General features: G+C 69.8%; 15 protein-coding genes. 9 read left to right on the top strand and 6 right to left on the bottom strand.

Translation table 11 applies throughout. The features are described from left to right. Positions 1–140 precede the first annotated feature (140 nt). Together DJ476_RS07780 and DJ476_RS07775 are read right to left on the bottom strand one after the other, a co-directional pair. Positions 141–1,520 (bottom strand): aspartate aminotransferase family protein, encoded by a 1,380-nt coding sequence (locus DJ476_RS07780; RefSeq protein WP_079167178.1) that lies wholly within the window; start codon positions 1,518–1,520, stop codon positions 141–143. Further along, the gene (locus DJ476_RS07775) at positions 1,505–1,996 is read right to left on the bottom strand and encodes an Lrp/AsnC family transcriptional regulator (RefSeq protein ID WP_018488738.1); all 492 of its coding nucleotides are present in this window, start codon (positions 1,994–1,996) and stop codon (positions 1,505–1,507) included. The genes DJ476_RS07780 and DJ476_RS07775 overlap by 16 nt, the downstream gene beginning before the upstream one ends. A gap of 176 nt (positions 1,997–2,172) precedes the next feature. On the opposite strand from DJ476_RS07775, the gene DJ476_RS07770 reads away from it, so the two are divergent. The 3 genes from DJ476_RS07770 (at position 2,173) to DJ476_RS07760 (ending at position 5,580) form a co-directional block, all read left to right on the top strand. Beyond that, positions 2,173–3,612, top strand: a complete 1,440-nt coding sequence (locus DJ476_RS07770) for a gamma-aminobutyraldehyde dehydrogenase (RefSeq protein WP_103418964.1) — start codon at positions 2,173–2,175, stop codon at positions 3,610–3,612. 210 nt (positions 3,613–3,822) lie between these two features. Then, positions 3,823–4,986: an ABC transporter substrate-binding protein gene (locus tag DJ476_RS07765; RefSeq protein ID WP_103418965.1), complete on the top strand. Its 1,164-nt coding sequence runs from the start codon at positions 3,823–3,825 to the stop codon at positions 4,984–4,986. A 54-nt stretch (positions 4,987–5,040) separates the two neighbouring features. Next, the gene (locus tag DJ476_RS07760; protein WP_103418966.1) at positions 5,041–5,580 is read left to right on the top strand and encodes a hypothetical protein; all 540 of its coding nucleotides are present in this window, start codon (positions 5,041–5,043) and stop codon (positions 5,578–5,580) included. Between the two features lie 48 nt (positions 5,581–5,628). Here the strand turns inward: DJ476_RS07760 and DJ476_RS07755 are convergent, their stop codons facing one another. Genes DJ476_RS07755 through DJ476_RS07745 form a run of 3 tightly spaced genes read right to left on the bottom strand, consistent with a single transcriptional unit; the run spans position 5,629 to position 8,263 of the window. Continuing rightward, positions 5,629–6,432, bottom strand: a complete 804-nt coding sequence (locus DJ476_RS07755) for an SAM-dependent methyltransferase (protein WP_103418967.1) — start codon at positions 6,430–6,432, stop codon at positions 5,629–5,631. Positions 6,433–6,492: 60 nt separating this feature from the next. Continuing rightward, positions 6,493–7,206: a glycerophosphodiester phosphodiesterase gene (locus DJ476_RS07750; RefSeq protein ID WP_103418968.1), complete on the bottom strand. Its 714-nt coding sequence runs from the start codon at positions 7,204–7,206 to the stop codon at positions 6,493–6,495. Positions 7,207–7,228: 22 nt separating this feature from the next. Then, positions 7,229–8,263 (bottom strand): adenosine deaminase, encoded by a 1,035-nt coding sequence (locus DJ476_RS07745; protein WP_103418969.1) that lies wholly within the window; start codon positions 8,261–8,263, stop codon positions 7,229–7,231. Between the two features lie 135 nt (positions 8,264–8,398). Here DJ476_RS07745 and DJ476_RS07740 point away from each other — a divergent pair, with 135 nt between their 5' ends. Beyond that, positions 8,399–9,094 (top strand): DUF4190 domain-containing protein, encoded by a 696-nt coding sequence (locus DJ476_RS07740; RefSeq protein WP_103418970.1) that lies wholly within the window; start codon positions 8,399–8,401, stop codon positions 9,092–9,094. A gap of 148 nt (positions 9,095–9,242) precedes the next feature. On the opposite strand, the gene DJ476_RS07735 is transcribed toward DJ476_RS07740, so the two are convergent. After that, entirely contained in the window at positions 9,243–9,845 is a 603-nt protein-coding gene (locus DJ476_RS07735) for an NADAR family protein (RefSeq protein WP_103418971.1), read from the bottom strand. A 207-nt stretch (positions 9,846–10,052) separates the two neighbouring features. Between DJ476_RS07735 and DJ476_RS07730 the strand changes: the two genes are divergently transcribed. From DJ476_RS07730 to DJ476_RS07710, 5 genes are all read left to right on the top strand, one after another. Beyond that, positions 10,053–11,567: a gamma-aminobutyraldehyde dehydrogenase gene (locus tag DJ476_RS07730; RefSeq protein ID WP_103418972.1), complete on the top strand. Its 1,515-nt coding sequence runs from the start codon at positions 10,053–10,055 to the stop codon at positions 11,565–11,567. 72 nt (positions 11,568–11,639) lie between these two features. Further along, the gene (locus DJ476_RS07725) at positions 11,640–12,887 is read left to right on the top strand and encodes an ABC transporter substrate-binding protein (protein WP_112490167.1); all 1,248 of its coding nucleotides are present in this window, start codon (positions 11,640–11,642) and stop codon (positions 12,885–12,887) included. Between the two features lie 95 nt (positions 12,888–12,982). Further along, positions 12,983–14,134, top strand: a complete 1,152-nt coding sequence (locus DJ476_RS07720) for an ABC transporter ATP-binding protein (protein WP_112490166.1) — start codon at positions 12,983–12,985, stop codon at positions 14,132–14,134. Continuing rightward, entirely contained in the window at positions 14,131–15,066 is a 936-nt protein-coding gene (locus DJ476_RS07715; protein WP_018488749.1) for an ABC transporter permease, read from the top strand. The genes DJ476_RS07720 and DJ476_RS07715 overlap by 4 nt, the downstream gene beginning before the upstream one ends. Then, positions 15,066–15,869 carry an ABC transporter permease gene (locus tag DJ476_RS07710; protein WP_103418974.1) on the top strand — a complete coding sequence of 268 codons (804 nt, stop codon included), beginning with the start codon at positions 15,066–15,068 and terminating at the stop codon, positions 15,867–15,869. Before DJ476_RS07715 ends, DJ476_RS07710 begins: the two co-directional genes overlap by 1 nt. The last annotated feature ends 3 nt before the right edge of the window (positions 15,870–15,872 follow it).

Raw genomic sequence — 15,872 nt, 5'->3', positions numbered from 1 at the left:
TGTCCGGACAGCACGCGGCCCGGACGCATCCCTTCTCACTCGAAAGGGCGCATCCGGGCCGGGTGGACCGTATGAAAGGTGCGCTGAATGATGATCGCTCCGGGGGCCCGGTCCGGATCATCCGGCGTACGCGGTGACGGTCAGAGCTTCGTCCACGCCTCCGTCAGCACCGCGCGCAGGATGCCTTCGATCTCGTCGAACGTCGACTGGTCGGAGATCAGCGGCGGGGCGAGCTGGACGACCGGGTCGCCGCGGTCGTCGGCCCGGCAGTAGAGGCCGTTCTCGTACAGCGCCTTGGAGAGGAAGCCGTACAGGACGCGCTCGGTCTCCTCGTCGGTGAAGGTCTCCTTGGTGGCCTTGTCCTTCACCAGCTCGATGCCGTAGAAGTACCCGTTGCCGCGGACGTCACCGACGATCGGCAGGTCGTGCAGCTTCTGCAGCGTGGTGAGGAAGGCGTTCTCGTTGTCCAGGACGTGCTGCGTGAGGTTCTCGCGCTCGAAGATGTCCAGGTTGGCGAGGCCGACCGCCGCGGAGACCGGGTGGCCGCCGAAGGTGTAGCCGTGCAGGAAGGTGTTGCCGCCCTGGTAGAAGGGCTCCGCGATCCTGTCCGAGACGATGCAGGCACCGATCGGGGAGTAGCCGGAGGTCATGCCCTTCGCGCAGGTGATCATGTCCGGTACGTAGCCGAACTTGTCACAGGCGAAGATCGTGCCGAGCCGGCCGAAGGCGCAGATGACCTCGTCGGAGACGAGCAGCACGTCGTACTGGTCGCAGATCTCGCGGACCCGCTGGAAGTAGCCGGGCGGGGGCGGGAAGCAGCCGCCCGCGTTCTGCACGGGCTCCAGGAAGACGGCCGCGACGGTCTCGGGGCCCTCGAAGAGGATCTCCTGCTCGATCTGGTCGGCGGCCCAGCGGCCGAAGGCCTCCGGGTCGTCGCCGAAGAGCGGGGCGCGGTAGATGTTGGTGTTCGGCACCTTGTGCGCGCCGGGGACCAGCGGCTCGAAGGGAGCCTTCAGGGCCGGGAGGCCGGTGATGGAGAGGGCGCCCTGCGGGGTGCCGTGGTAGGCGACCGCACGCGAGATGACCTTGTACTTGGTCGGCTGGCCCTTGAGCTTGAAGTACTGCTTGGCCAGCTTCCAGGCGGTCTCGACGGCCTCGCCGCCACCGGTGGTGAAGAAGACCTTGTTGAGGTCGCCCGGGGCGTAGTCGGCGAGACGCTCGGCCAGCTCGACGGCCTTCGGGTGGGCGTAGGACCACACCGGGAAGAAGGCGAGCTCCTGGCCCTGCTTGTACGCCGTCTCGGCCAGCTCGTGACGACCGTGGCCGGCGTTGACCACGAACAGGCCGGAGAGGCCGTCCAGGTAGCGCTTGCCCTTGTCGTCGAAGATGTACGTTCCCTCGCCGCGCACGATGGTGGGAACGGGCGCGTTCTCGTAGTCCGACATGCGGGTGAAGTGCATCCACAGGTGGTCGTACGCGGTTCGGCTGAGGTCCTTGCTCACGGCTATCGGGTTCCCCACATATAGGTCTGCTTCTTGAGCTTGAGGTAAACAAAGCTCTCGGTGGAGCGCACCCCGGGCAGCGCCCGGATGCGTTTGTTGATCGTCTCCAGCAGGTGGTCGTCGTCCTCGCAGACGATCTCCACCATCAGGTCGAAGGAGCCCGCGGTCATCACCACGTACTCGCACTCGGCCATGGCCGACAGGGCCTCGGCCACCGGGTCGAGGTCGCCCTCGACATTGATGCCGACCATCGCCTGGCGCCGGAACCCCACGGTGAGCGGGTCGGTGACGGCGACGATCTGCATCACGCCCTGGTCGAGCAGCTTCTGGACGCGCTGGCGCACGGCCGCCTCGGAGAGGCCGACGGCCTTGCCGATCGCGGCGTACGGACGGCGTCCGTCCTCCTGGAGCTGCTCGATGATTGCGAGGGAGACGGCATCGACCGCTGGCGGTGATCCGTTCCCGTTCCTGGAGTCTGCGCTGCGACTGGCCACACCTCCACTCTGCACCGCACTCGTCTGTCTCGCAACCCCAGATCGATGAAATTCGTTGAGTGAGTGCTCCAATGCGACTGAATCCGAAGCTGGTGGTGGTTGCCTATGTCGAAAGCGTCACCGGAACGATTAGGGTGGGTGTCTCACCCATCGGACAGCCGACAGGAGGGGTGGTCATGACCACCGAGGTGCGCCGTCTGCGCAACTACATCAACGGGGAGTTCCGGGACGCCGCGGACGGGCGGACCATCGATGTGGTCAGCCCGGTGACGGAAGAGGTCTACGCGACCTCGCCGCTCTCCGGCCAGGCCGATGTCGATGCCGCCATGGAGGCCGCCGCGGCCGCCTTCCCGGCCTGGCGCGACACCACGCCCGCCGAGCGCCAGAAGGCCCTGCTCAAGATCGCGGACGCGTTCGAGGAGCGGGCCGAGGACCTGGTCGCCGCCGAGTCGGAGAACACCGGCAAGCCGCTCGGGCTCACCCGCAGCGAAGAGGTCCCGCCGATGGTGGACCAGATCCGCTTCTTCGCGGGCGCCGCCCGGCTGCTGGAGGGCCGCTCCGCCGGTGAGTACATGGAGGGCCTGACCTCCATCGTGCGCCGCGAGCCCGTCGGCGTATGCGCGCAGGTCGCGCCGTGGAACTACCCGATGATGATGGCCGTCTGGAAGTTCGCCCCGGCGCTCGCCGCGGGCAACACCGTCGTGCTCAAGCCGTCCGACACCACCCCGGCGTCGACCGTGCTGATGGCCGAGATCATGGGCCAGTTCCTGCCGAAGGGCGTCTTCAACGTCCTGTGCGGCGACCGGGACACCGGCCGCGCGATGGTCGAGCACCCGACCCCGGCGATGGCCTCCATCACCGGTTCGGTCCGGGCCGGCATCCAGGTCGCGGAGTCCGCGGCCAAGGACGTCAAGCGCGTCCACCTGGAGCTGGGCGGCAAGGCGCCCGTCGTCGTCTTCGAGGACGCCGACATCGCCAGGACGGTCGCGGGCGTCTCCGAAGCGGGCTTCTTCAACGCGGGCCAGGACTGTACGGCCGCGACCCGCGTCCTGGTCCACGAGTCCATCCACGACGAGTTCGTCGCCGCGCTCGCCAAGGCCGCCGCCGACACGAAGACCGGGCAGCCGGACGACGAGGACGTGGCGTACGGCCCGCTCAACAACGCCAACCAGCTCAAGCAGGTCAGCGGCTTCATCGAGCGGCTCCCCGCCCACGCCAAGGTCGAGGCGGGCGGCCACCGGGTCGGTGACAAGGGCTACTTCTACGCCCCGACCGTCGTCTCCGGCCTGAAGCAGGACGACGAGATCATCCAGAACGAGGTCTTCGGCCCCGTCATCACCGTCCAGTCCTTCACCGACGAGCAGCAGGCCGTGGAGTACGCCAACGGCGTCGAGTACGCGCTCGCCTCCTCGGTCTGGACGCAGAACCACTCCCGCGCCATGCGCATGTCCAAGAGCCTCGACTTCGGCTGCGTGTGGATCAACACCCACATCCCGCTGGTCGCGGAGATGCCGCACGGCGGGTTCAAGAAGTCCGGCTACGGCAAGGACCTCTCGGCGTACGGCTTCGAGGACTACACCCGGATCAAGCACGTCATGACGTCCATCGAGGACTGACGCCGAGGCTGGTCGGCGCGTACGTCGTACGAGGACTGACCGCCGGCCGCGCTGTCGAGGTGTACGGCCCCGGGCTCCCCGCCCGGGGCCGTGCCCTTTCTGGACAACGTGTGCGGGGCGCGCCCGTCCCGCTGGACGCTTGGTCCATTGTCCGCCGAGGTGATCACCCGGCATCCTGCGCGGGTGCGAGCGATCCCGAAGAACCACCCCATGTCCCGCCGTTCCCTGCTGCGCGCCCTCGGGGCGGGGGCCGCCGGGACCGTCCTGGCCGGCTGCGGGGTGCCCGCCGCCTACGTCGAGCCGGGCGACCGGGCCGGACGCGACAGCTCCGACACCGACCGCACCCTGCACTTCGCCAACTGGCCGCTCTACATCGACACCGACGACGAGAACACCTCGAAGCGGCCCACCCTGGACGCCTTCACCGAACGGACCGGGATCTCCGTCACGTACACGGAGGAGATCAACGACAACGACGAGTTCTTCGGGAAGATCAGCCCCGCCCTGATGAACCGCCAGCAGACCGGGCGCGACCTGATCGTCATCAGCGACTGGATGGCCGCCCGCTTCGTCCGCCTCGGCTGGGTCCAGGAGATGGACCGGGCGAAGCAGCCCAACGTCACCAAGTACCTGGACCCGCAGCTGCGTTCACCCGCCTTCGACGCGGGACGGCTGCACAGCGTCCCCTGGCAGTCCGGGATCACCGGCATCGCGTACAACCGGAAGCGGCTCGGCCGCGAGATCCGCTCCACCGGTGACCTGTGGGCGGACGACCTGCGGGGCAAGGTGACCCTGCTCTCCGGGCTCGACGAGGCGTTCGCGCTGCTGATGCAGGGCGACGGCGTCGACATCACCCGGTGGACCGCCGACGACTTCCACACCATGTGCGAGCACATCGAGAAGCGCGTCCGCTCCAAGCACATCCGCCGCTTCACCGGCAACGACTACATCAAGGACCTCTCCACCGGCGATGTGCTGGCCTGCCAGGCGTACTCCGGCGACGTCATCCAACTCCAGGCGGACAACCCGGACATCGAGTTCGTCGTCCCCGAGGAGGGGGCCGAGCTGTGGGCCGAGTCCCTGATGATCCCCAACCTCGCCCGCCACAAGCGGAACGCGGAACGGCTGGTCGACCACTACTACGACCCCGAGATCGCCGCCGAACTCGCCACCTGGGTCAACTACGTCTGCCCGGTGCCCGCCGCCCGTGACGTCCTCGCCTCCTCGAAGGACGAGGAGACCGCCGAACTCGCCGAGGACCCGCTGATCTTCCCCGACGACGCGATGCGCAAGCGGCTGGCCATTGCCCGGGACATCACCGCCGGGGAGCGGACGGACCTCACCAAGAAGTGGAACACCATCGTCGGGTTGTGAAGCCGTACCAGGGGCGCCGTGAAGGGGGCGTAAAGGCGGGCGTACGCTGCGGATATGAGTGAGCGAGACGCCCTCGCACGGGGGATACGCAGGTGGCTGGTCTTCTTCATCGTCTGTCTGGTCCTGAGCGGGCTCACGGCCTTCCCGCTCGTCACCGAACTCCGCTGGGGCGAGGAGCTGCTGCGGTCCACCCCGGTCCCCGAACACCTCCCGGGCCTGATGGAGTGGGTCACCCGGGTCAGTGAGGGGCTCGCCACCATCGACCGGGACCAGCCCTTCATGCTGTACGGCACCGACTGGCTGGCCTTCGCCCACCTGGTCATCGCGGTCGCCTTCTACGGGCCCTACCGCGACCCGGTCCGCAACATCTGGGTCATCGAGTTCGGCATGATCGCCTGCGCCGGGATCATCCCGCTCGCGCTGATCTGCGGCCCGATCCGGGGCATCCCGTTCTGGTGGTCCGTGATCGACATGTCCTTCGGGGTCTTCGGCGTCATCCCGCTGCTGATCGTCCGCCGCATGATCAAGCGCCTGGAGGTGCTGGAACGGGCGGCGTCCGCCACGCCCCCGGCGCCCCTCGCGGCGAGCGCCTGAGACCTCAAGGCCTCCGGCCCACCGCGCCCGTACCGGCGGGCACCTGCCTCACGGCTTCCGGCCCACCGCGCCGAACTGGGCCACCTCCGGCTCCCGCGGGTTCGTACGCCAGCGGGAGCAGGGGACGATCCCCGGCTCCAGCAGGTCGAGACCGTCCAGGAACGAGGCGAACTCCTCCCGGCTGCGGGCGGTGATCGACGGGGTGGCGTTCTCGTTCCAGAAGCGCATCGCCGCCTCGTTGCCCGCGCCGCCCAGCTCCAGCGTCGGGTGGGTGAGCACCAGATGGCTGCCGGCGGGGACCGCCGCCATCAGCGTACGGACGATGGACCGCGCCTCCTCGGTGTCCAGCACGAAGTTGAGGATGCCGAGCATCATCACCGCGACCGGCCGCCCCAGGTCCAGGGTGTGCCGGGCCGCCTTCAGGATCCGCTCCGGATCGTGCGCGTCCGCGTCCACGTACTCGGTGGCGCCCTCCAGCGAACCGCTGAGCAGGACCCGCGCGTGGGCCAGCACGATCGGGTCGTTGTCGACGTAGACCACCCGGGCGTGCGGGGCCGTGTGCTGGGCGATCTCATGGGTGTTGTCGGCCGTCGGCAGCCCGGTGCCGATGTCCAGGAACTGGTCGATGCCCACGTCCCCGGCCAGATGCCGCACCACCCGGCCGAGGAACGCCCGGTCGGCGCGGGCCACTTCACCGATGCCGGGATACATCCCGGTAACCCGGTCGCCCACCGCCCGGTCCACCGGGTAGTGGTCCTCGCCGCCCAGCCAGTAGTTCCAGACCCGGGCGTTGTGCGCGACATCGATACGGATCCGGGCGGCGGCCGCCTCCTGCGGCCGGCGGTCACTCACGTCTGCTGCTCCTTCGCACACCCATGCGGCACCATGGCATCGACCATGATGCCGCACCGATCAAGTGCGCCTGAAATCAGGGGAGTTGGAGCGCAGCTTGTGCAGGGTGCCGATCCGGTTGGTGGTGATCGAGTCGACGCCCCGCTCGATCAGCCGGCGCATCGTGCGCTTGGTGTCGGCGGTCCAGACGGAGACCAGCAGCCCGTCGCGGTGCACCCGGTCGGCCAGTTCCCGGCTGACCAGCCCGAAGCGGTAGTTCAGCCAGCGCGGCTTCACCGCCTCCAGCAGCACCGGACGCGGCGGGGCGAGCGTCGTCCAGGTCAGGGCGATCTCGGCGGCCGGGTCCGCTCCCCGTACGCGCAGCATCGCGTCCGTGTTCGCGCAGTAGTACGCCCGCTCGCCCGCCCCGCACTCCAGGACCGTGGCGACGATCTTCTTCACCGAGGCGTCCGTGGAGCCGGGCAGGTCCACCATCACCCGGTGGTCCCGGGTGGCCTCCAGCGCCTCGCGCAGGGTCGGCACCCCGCCGCCGGTCAGCTCCCGCACCTCGGCGAAGTCCAGCCGGTCCAGCCGCCGTTCATGGCCCCACAGCCGCTCCAGCGTGGCGTCGTGGAGCAGGACGGGCACCCCGTCGCGGGTCACCCGTACGTCGATCTCGACCGCGTCCGCCCCTCGGTCGAGGGCGGAGCGGATCGAGGGCAGGGTGTTCTCGCGGGCCCGGTACGGATCGCCGCGGTGCGCCACGGCGGTGAGGCGGGGAGTGGTGTCGGCCATGGGGCCATTGTGACGACCGGGGTCAGCGGGCGGGCCCCCGGAGCCAGTTCGCCGTGTACGTGTCGATCTCCTCGGCCAGCCGCCGCTTGCCGGCCGGGTCCAGGAACGAGGCCTCCACCGCGTTCTTCGCGAGGCCCGCGATGCCCTGCTCGTCCAGGTCCAGCAGCCGGGCGGCGACGCCGTACTCGTTGTTGAGGTCGGTGCCGAACATGGGCGGGTCGTCGCTGTTGACCGTGACCAGGACCCCGGCCGCGACCATCTCGCGGATCGGGTGCAGCTCGATGTCGGTGACCGCCCGGGTGGCGATGTTCGACGTCGGGCAGACCTCCAGGGCGATCCGGTGCTCGGCCAGGTGCTCCAGCAGCTTGGGGTCCCGGACGGAGCTGGTGCCGTGGCCGATGCGCTCGGCTCGCAGCACGGTGAGCGCGTCCCAGACGGTCTGCGGTCCGGTGGTCTCCCCGGCGTGCGGCACCGAGTGGAGGCCCTCGGCGATGGCCCGGTCGAAGTACGGCTTGAACTGCGGGCGCTCCACCCCGATCTCCGGCCCGCCGAGGCCGAAGGAGACCAGCCCCTCGGGCCGCCGCTCCACCGCCAGCCGGGCGGTCTCCTCGGCGGCCTGGAGCCCGGCCTCGCCCGGGATGTCGAAGCACCAGCGCAGGATGACGCCCAGCTCGGACTCGGCGGCCTTGCGGGCGTCCTCGATGGCCTCCATGAAGGCCACCTCCGGGATGCCGCGCCGGGTCGAGCTGAACGGGGTCACGGTCAGCTCGGCGTACCGGATGTTCTGCCGGGCCATGTCCCGCGCCACCTCGAAGGTGAGCAGCCGGACGTCCTCGGGGGTGCGGATCAGGTCCACCACCGAGAGGTAGACCTCGATGAAGTGGGCGAAGTCGGTGAAGGTGAAGTAGTCGGCCAGCGCCTCGGGGTCGGTCGGCACCTTGGAGTCCGGGTGGCGGGCGGCCAGCTCGGCGACGATCCGCGGTGAGGCGGACCCCACGTGGTGGACATGCAGCTCGGCCTTGGGCAGCCCGGCGATGAAGGGGTGCGGATCGGTCATGTGTCTCTCTCCCGGTTCGGCGTGTACGGCGGCGGAGCCCCCAGGGCCCCCGGCCGGCCGCACCGATCATCGTAGGCGGGGTGAGGCTGCGCGGGACCGGGCCGTAGCATGACGGGATCACGATGGGGGAGGCCCATGTCAGACAACACAGAGCAGCCCGGGGGCGGGGCCGCGCCGCGCGATCCGTGGGCACCGCCGGACAGCGGGGTGGAGCTGGGCAAGAAGGACGCCGCCACTCCGCCGCCGCCCGCCGTCCACGACCAGCAGACCGTGACGTCGATGCCGAGTGCGGGCCCGGCCCCGGACGGCACCGGACCGATACCGACGGGCGGTGGCTTCGGCCCGCCGCCCTCGGCCGTACCGCCGCCGCCGATCGGCCCGGGCGGCCCCGGCCAGGCGGCACCGCAGCCCCCGACCGCCGGGCACTACGGCTACCCCGCGCCCCCGGCGCAGCCGTACGGCGGCTACCCGGGGTACGACGCCTACGGCGGCCACCAGCCCTGGGGGCCGCAGCCCTCCAACGGGCTCGGCACGGCCGCGCTGGTGCTCGGCATCATCTCGGTGGTCGGCTTCTGCATGTACGGGGTGAACATCGTCCTCGGCATCCTCGCGCTGATCTTCGGCATCATCGGCCTCGGCCGGGCCAAGCGCGGCGAGGCGACCAACCGGGGCATGGCGATCGCGGGGATCATCACGGGCTCGGTCGGGATCGTGCTCGGCTCCGTGCTCCTGGGTTTCATCATCTGGGCCGTCGCCAACGGCGAGGACTTCGAGGACGGCTACGAGGACGACCCGTTCGCCACGTCGCTGGTCATCGAGGGCCGCGGATAGGGAGTGTCCGGCGTCGCGGGCCCGGCCCTGATTCGCCGGACACGCTCTGGCCACCGCCGCGTACGGCATCCGGCGCGTACGGCATCCGCCGCCCGGTCCGGCGGGGAACCCTCCCCGCCGGACCGGGCGGCGCTGTCGTACCCGGGGGTCAGGCGGTGTCGGACATCCCCTGACCCCCGGGCACGAGGGCGCCGGGCGCCCCCCGGGCCACCCGCAGCCGCTCCCGCGCCGCCATCAGCGCGAAGCCCAGCAGATTCAGCCCCCGCCACTCCCGCGGCCGCTCCACCCGCTCGTCGTCCGCCGCCAGCCCGATGCCCCAGATGCGGTCCAGCGGGGAGGCCTCCACCAGCACCCGGTCGCCCGTGCCCAGCAGATAGCCGGCCAGCTCCGGGTCCTGCCCGAACTTGTGGACGCTGCCCTCCACGACCAGGGCGAACCGCTCCCGTATCCACACGTCCTCGTCGAAGCCGCGCACCAGCCGCCCGGCCTTCTTCGCCGCCGCCGGGCTCGTCGCGGACACCGCCGCCCTCTCGGCCTCCGCGTCCCCGAAGAGGCGGGCCTTCCCGGCCATCATCCAGTGCTCGGCGGTGGCATACGCGACCCCGTCCACCGTGAACGGCGAGGGCCACCACTGGCTCAGGCAACTGGCTCCCAGCCGCCCGTCCGGGCGCGGGCGGTGACCCCAGAACGGCAGATACTTCACCCGCTTGCCCTGCGCCACGTCGGCCAGAAGCTCATCGATCGGTCCCATGACATGTGAGTGTGGCATCCGCCACTGACACTCCGTACGGGGATTTCCGCACCGGCACGACACATGGTCGACAGATTCCGTCGCGTAACCAAAAGGCAACAACGGAATCACTTGTTGGGGTCGGGCCCCTCTGTCAGGATCGGCACTCAATTCACGAAGAGGCTACGCCGACCCCGTCCAGCGGGTACAGCGGCGGAGGAGAGCGTCATGAGCAACGGCTTCGCAGTTCAGGACCGCTTCGCGGCAGGTGCGCAGTACATCGGCGGCAAGCTGCTCCCGGGCACGTCCGGCCGCCACCACGACATCGTGAACCCCGCGACCGGCGCGAGCGTGCTCCGCTACGAGCTGGCGGGCACCGACGACGTGGACGCGGCCGTCGCCGCCGCCCGCGCCGCCTTCCCCGGCTGGTCGGCCGCCACCCCCGGCGAGCGCTCCGAGGCGATGCACCGGTTCGCCGCCGTCCTCGCGGAGCAGGCCGACGACTTCGCGTACGCCGAGTCCCTCCAGTGCGGCAAGCCGCTCAAGCTCTCCACCGAGTTCGACGTCCCCGGCACCGTCGACAACACCGCCTTCTTCGCGGGCGCCGCCCGCCACCTGGAGGGCAAGGCCGCCGCCGAGTACGACGGGGACCACACCTCGTACGTACGGCGTGAGGCGATCGGCGTCGTCGGCTCCATCGCCCCCTGGAACTACCCGCTCCAGATGGCCGCCTGGAAGATCCTCCCGGCCGTCGCCGCGGGCAACACCATCGTCCTCAAGCCCGCCGAGCTGACCCCGCTCACCTCGCTGATGTTCGCCCAGGCCGCCACCGAGGCCGGTATCCCCGACGGGGTCATCAACATCATCACCGGCGCGGGCAAGGACGCGGGTGAACACCTGGTGGGCCACCCGGACGTCGTGATGACCTCCTTCACCGGCTCCACCGCCGTCGGCAAGCGGGTCGCGGAGATCGCCACCGCCACCGTCAAACGCCTCCACCTGGAGCTGGGCGGCAAGGCCCCCTTCGTGGTCTTCGACGACGCCGACCTGGAGGCCGCCGTCCACGGCGCGGTCGCCGGATCGCTCATCAACACCGGCCAGGACTGCACCGCCGCCACCCGCGCCTACGTCCAGCGCCCGCTGTACGACGCCTTCGTCCGCGATGTGGCCGCCCTCATGGAGACCGTCCGGCTCGGCGACCCCTTCGACGCGTCCACCGACCTCGGCCCCCTCATCAGCCACGCCCAGCGCGACCGGGTCGCCGCCTTCGTCGAGCGCGCCCGCGGCTACGCCCGGGTCGTCACCGGCGGCGAGGCCCCCGGCGGGGAACTGGCGGACGGCGCGTACTACCGGCCGACCCTCATCGCGGACGCCGCCCAGGACAGCGAGGTCGTCCAGTCGGAGATCTTCGGCCCGGTCCTGGTCGTCCTCCCCTTCGACACCGACGACGAGGGCATCGCCCTCGCCAACGACACCCCGTACGGACTGGCCGCCTCCGCCTGGACCCGCGACCTGTACCGCGCGAACCGCGCCACCCGCGAGATCCAGGCGGGCTGTGTGTGGGTGAACGACCACATCCCGATCCTCTCCGAGATGCCGCACGGCGGATACAAGGCCAGCGGCTTCGGCAAGGACATGTCGGCGTACTCCTTCGAGGAATACACGCAGGTCAAGCACGTCATGTACGACAACACCGCGGTCGCCCGCAAGGACTGGCACCGCACGATCTTCGGGGACCGATAGAAGCTGCCGCATCCCGGGGGCCGACCACGACCGCGGGCCCCCGCGGCCTCCCACCCGAAAGGGCAAACGCGTATGGAGAGTTACGAGCCCGAGCGCCTCACGCCGGTCCAACTGGCGGCCATGAGGCGGTCCTTGACCAACGGTAGGGGCGCCCTCACCCGCCGCTCCCTGCTGCGCGCCTCCGGCATGGGCGCCCTCGCGCTGGGCGGCATAGCCACCCTCGGCGCCTGCGGCATCCCGCCCGCCGGACGCGCCGAGGGAGCAGCCGCCGCCGACGACCACTCGGAGCGGGAGAAGGTGGTGAACTTCTCCAACTGGACCGAGTACATGGACGTCAGCGACGACGAGAAGAGCCGCCCCACCCTCGCGGCCTTCACCGAGCGGACGGGCATCAAGGTCAAGTACACCGAGGACATCAACGACAACGTCGAGTTCTTCGGGAAGATCAAACCGCAGCTCGCGGCCGGGCAGGACACCGGACGCGACCTCATCTGCGTCACCGACTGGCTGGCCGCCCGGATCATCCGGCTCGGCTGGGCCCAGAAGCTCGACGCCTCCAACCTCCCGCACGCCTTCGCCAACGTCTCCGCCCAGTTCCGCAGCCCCGACTGGGACCCCGGCCGCGCCTACTCCTACCCCTGGACAGGCATCCCCACGGTCATCGCGTACAACGCGAAGGCCACCGGCGGCCGCAAGGTCGACTCCGTCACCCAGCTCCTCGACGACCCGAAGCTCAAGGGCCGCGTCTCCTTCCTCTCCGAGATGCGCGACACCGTCGGCATGACCCTGCTCGACCAGGGCAAGGACCCGGGGAAGTTCACCGACGCCGACTTCGACGGGGCGATCGGGCGGCTCCAGAAGGCCGTCGACAAGAAGCAGATCCGCCGCTTCACCGGCAACGACTACACCGCCGACCTCAGCAAGGGCGACATCGCCGCCTGCGTCGCCTGGGCCGGGGACATCATCCAGCTCCAGGCCGACAACCCGGACATCAAGTTCACCATCCCGGCCGCCGGTTACATCATCTCCAGCGACAGCCTCCTGGTCCCCGCCCAGGCCCGGCACAAGACCAACGCCGAGAAGCTCATCGACTACTACTACGAGCCCCCGGTCGCCGCCCAGCTCGCCGCGTACATCAACTACGTCTGCCCGGTCGACGGCGTACGCGAGGAACTCGCCAAGATCGACGAGTCGATGGCCTCCAACACCCTGATCCTCCCCGACAGGGAGATGGCGTCGAAGTCCCGCGCCTTCCGCTCCCTGAGTACGGAGGAAGAGACGGCGTACGAGGAGAAGTTCGCCAAACTCATCGGCGCCTGACCCGGCGCCCCGGCCACCGGCCCCGCCGCGGGCCGCTCCCCTTCCGCCAGGTCACCCCCTTCCTCACCTCACCGAACACACCGGGACCGCGACCCATGACACAGCAGCAGACCGCCGGCGGCGATGTCCGCCTCGCCGGCATCAGCAAGACCTACGGCTCCTTCACCGCCGTGCACCCGCTCGACCTGACCGTCCCCCAGGGCTCCTTCTTCGCCCTGCTCGGCGCCTCCGGCTGCGGCAAGACCACCACCCTGCGGATGATCGCGGGGCTGGAGGAGGCCACCACCGGCACGGTGCTCCTCGGGGAGAAGGACATCACCGACCTGCCCCCGTACAAGCGGCCGGTCAACACCGTCTTCCAGAGCTACGCCCTCTTCCCGCACCTGGACATCGCCGAGAACGTGGCCTTCGGACTCCGCAGGCGCGGCATCAAGTCGGTGAGGAAGCAGGTCGACGAGATGCTCGACCTCGTCCAGCTCGGGGACTTCGCCCGCCGCAAACCGCACCAGCTCTCCGGCGGCCAGCAGCAGCGCGTCGCCGTCGCCCGCGCGCTCATCAACCACCCGCAGGTCCTGCTGCTCGACGAACCGCTCGGCGCCCTCGACCTCAAGCTCCGCCGCCAGATGCAGCTGGAGCTCAAGCGCATCCAGACCGAGGTCGGCATCACCTTCGTGCACGTCACCCACGACCAGGAGGAGGCCATGACCATGGCCGACACCGTCGCGGTGATGAACGGCGGCCGCGTCGAACAGCTCGGCGCCCCCGCCGACCTCTACGAGAACCCCCGCACCACCTTCGTCGCCAACTTCCTCGGCACCTCCAACCTCATCGAGGGCGAGATCGTCTCCACCGGGAGCGACCTGGTCGTGGCGGCCGGCGGCGGCAAGCTCACCCTGCCCCGCGAGCGATGTTCGGCCCCCACCAGCAGTGGCGACCGGCTCCTCCTCGGCATCCGGCCGGAGAAGATATCCCTCGCCCACGCGGACGACGCCGACACCGTCGCGGCGGGCCGCAACCGGGTCACCGGCCGCATCACCGACTCCAGCTTCATCGGCGTCTCCACCCAGTACGTCGTCGAGAGCCCGGCCGGAACCGCCCTCCAGGTGTACGAGCAGAACATCGAGCGCGATACGCGCCTGGTCCCCGGCGCCGAGGTGGTCCTCCACTGGAACCCGGCCCACACCTTCGGCCTCGACGCCGCCCAGGACATCGACGCGGGCGCGACGAGCGTGGAGGACGCGGAGTGAGCGCCACCGAGGCGCCGCCCGCGCCGACCCCCGAGGGGCCCCGGGAGCTGACGCTCCGCAAGCCCTCCACCCGCAAACGGCTCGTCCCCTACTGGCTGCTGCTCCCCGGCATCCTCTGGCTGCTCGTCTTCTTCGCCCTGCCGCTGGTCTACCAGGCCTCCACCTCCGTACAGACCGGCTCCCTGGAGCAGGGCTTCGAGGTGACCTGGCACTTCCAGACGTACGTGGACGCGCTGCGCGAGTACTACCCGCAGTTCATCCGGTCCCTGCTGTACGCGGGCACCGCCACGATCCTCTGCCTGCTGCTCGGCTACCCGCTGGCCTATCTCATCGCCTTCAAGGCGGGCCGCTGGCGCAACCTGGTGCTGGTCCTGGTCATCGCCCCGTTCTTCACCAGCTTCCTCATCCGTACGCTGGCGTGGAAGACGATCCTCGCCGACGGCGGCGCGGTCGTGGACGTGCTCAACACCCTGCACGTCCTGGACGTCACCAGCTGGCTCGGCTGGACCGAGTCCAACCGGGTCCTCGCCACGCCCATGGCGGTCGTCTGCGGCCTGACGTACAACTTCCTGCCGTTCATGATCCTGCCGCTCTACACCTCGCTGGAGCGGATCGACGGCCGGCTCCACGAGGCGGCGGGCGACCTCTACGCCACCCCCGCCACCACCTTCCGGAAGGTGACGTTCCCGCTCTCCATGCCCGGCGTCGTCTCCGGCACCCTGCTGACCTTCATCCCGGCCAGCGGCGACTACGTCAACGCCGAACTGCTGGGCTCCACCGACACCAAGATGGTCGGCAGCGTCATCCAGAGCCAGTTCCTGCGGGTCCTGGACTATCCGACGGCCGCCGCGCTCTCGTTCATCCTCATGGCGATCGTCCTGCTGATGGTCACCTTCTACATCCGCCGCTCCGGGACGGAGGACCTGGTCTGATGCCCGTACTGCGCTGGATACGCCGGAACCTGGTCGTCATCGTGGGTCTGCTGACCCTCGCGTACATGATCCTGCCGAACATCGTCGTGATGGTGTTCTCGTTCAACAAGCCCAACGGGCGGTTCAACTACGAGTGGCAGCGGTTCTCGCTGGACGCCTGGAAGGACCCCTGCGGGGTCGCGGACCTCTGCGGCTCGCTCTCGCTCTCCCTCCAGATCGCCTTCTGGGCCACCCTGGGCGCCACCGCGCTCGGCACGGCGGTCGCCTTCGCGCTGGTCCGCTACCGCTTCCGGGCGCGCGGCGCGATCAGCTCGCTGATCTTCCTGCCGATGGCGATGCCCGAGGTCGTCATGGCCGCGTCGCTGCTCACCCTCTTCCTGAACATGGGCGCCCAGCTCGGCTTCTGGACCGTGCTGATCGCGCACATCATGTTCTGCCTCAGCTTCGTGGTGACCGCCGTCAAGGCGCGCGTCATGTCGATGGACCCACGGCTCGAGGAAGCCGCCCGCGACCTCTACGCGGGGCCCGTACAGACTTTTGTCCGGGTGACCCTTCCGATTGCCGCACCGGGAATCGCGGCGGGCGCGCTGCTCGCCTTCGCGCTCTCCTTCGACGATTTCATCATCACGAATTTCAACGCGGGCTCCACCGTCACCTTCCCCATGTTCGTCTGGGGTTCGGCACAGCGCGGCACGCCCGTCCAGATCAACGTCATCGGCACCGCCATGTTCATCATTGCGGTAATGGTGGTGCTCGTCGGCCAGCTCATCGCGAGCCGCCGGAAGAGCAGTGCACGGAACTGAACA

It is taken from the genome of Streptomyces bacillaris (genome assembly GCF_003268675.1).
GTDB classification, from domain to species: Bacteria; Actinomycetota; Actinomycetes; order Streptomycetales; family Streptomycetaceae; genus Streptomyces; species Streptomyces bacillaris.
Note: the sequence above shows the minus strand (reverse complement) of the source record. Positions and strands in the feature narration are given on the sequence as shown.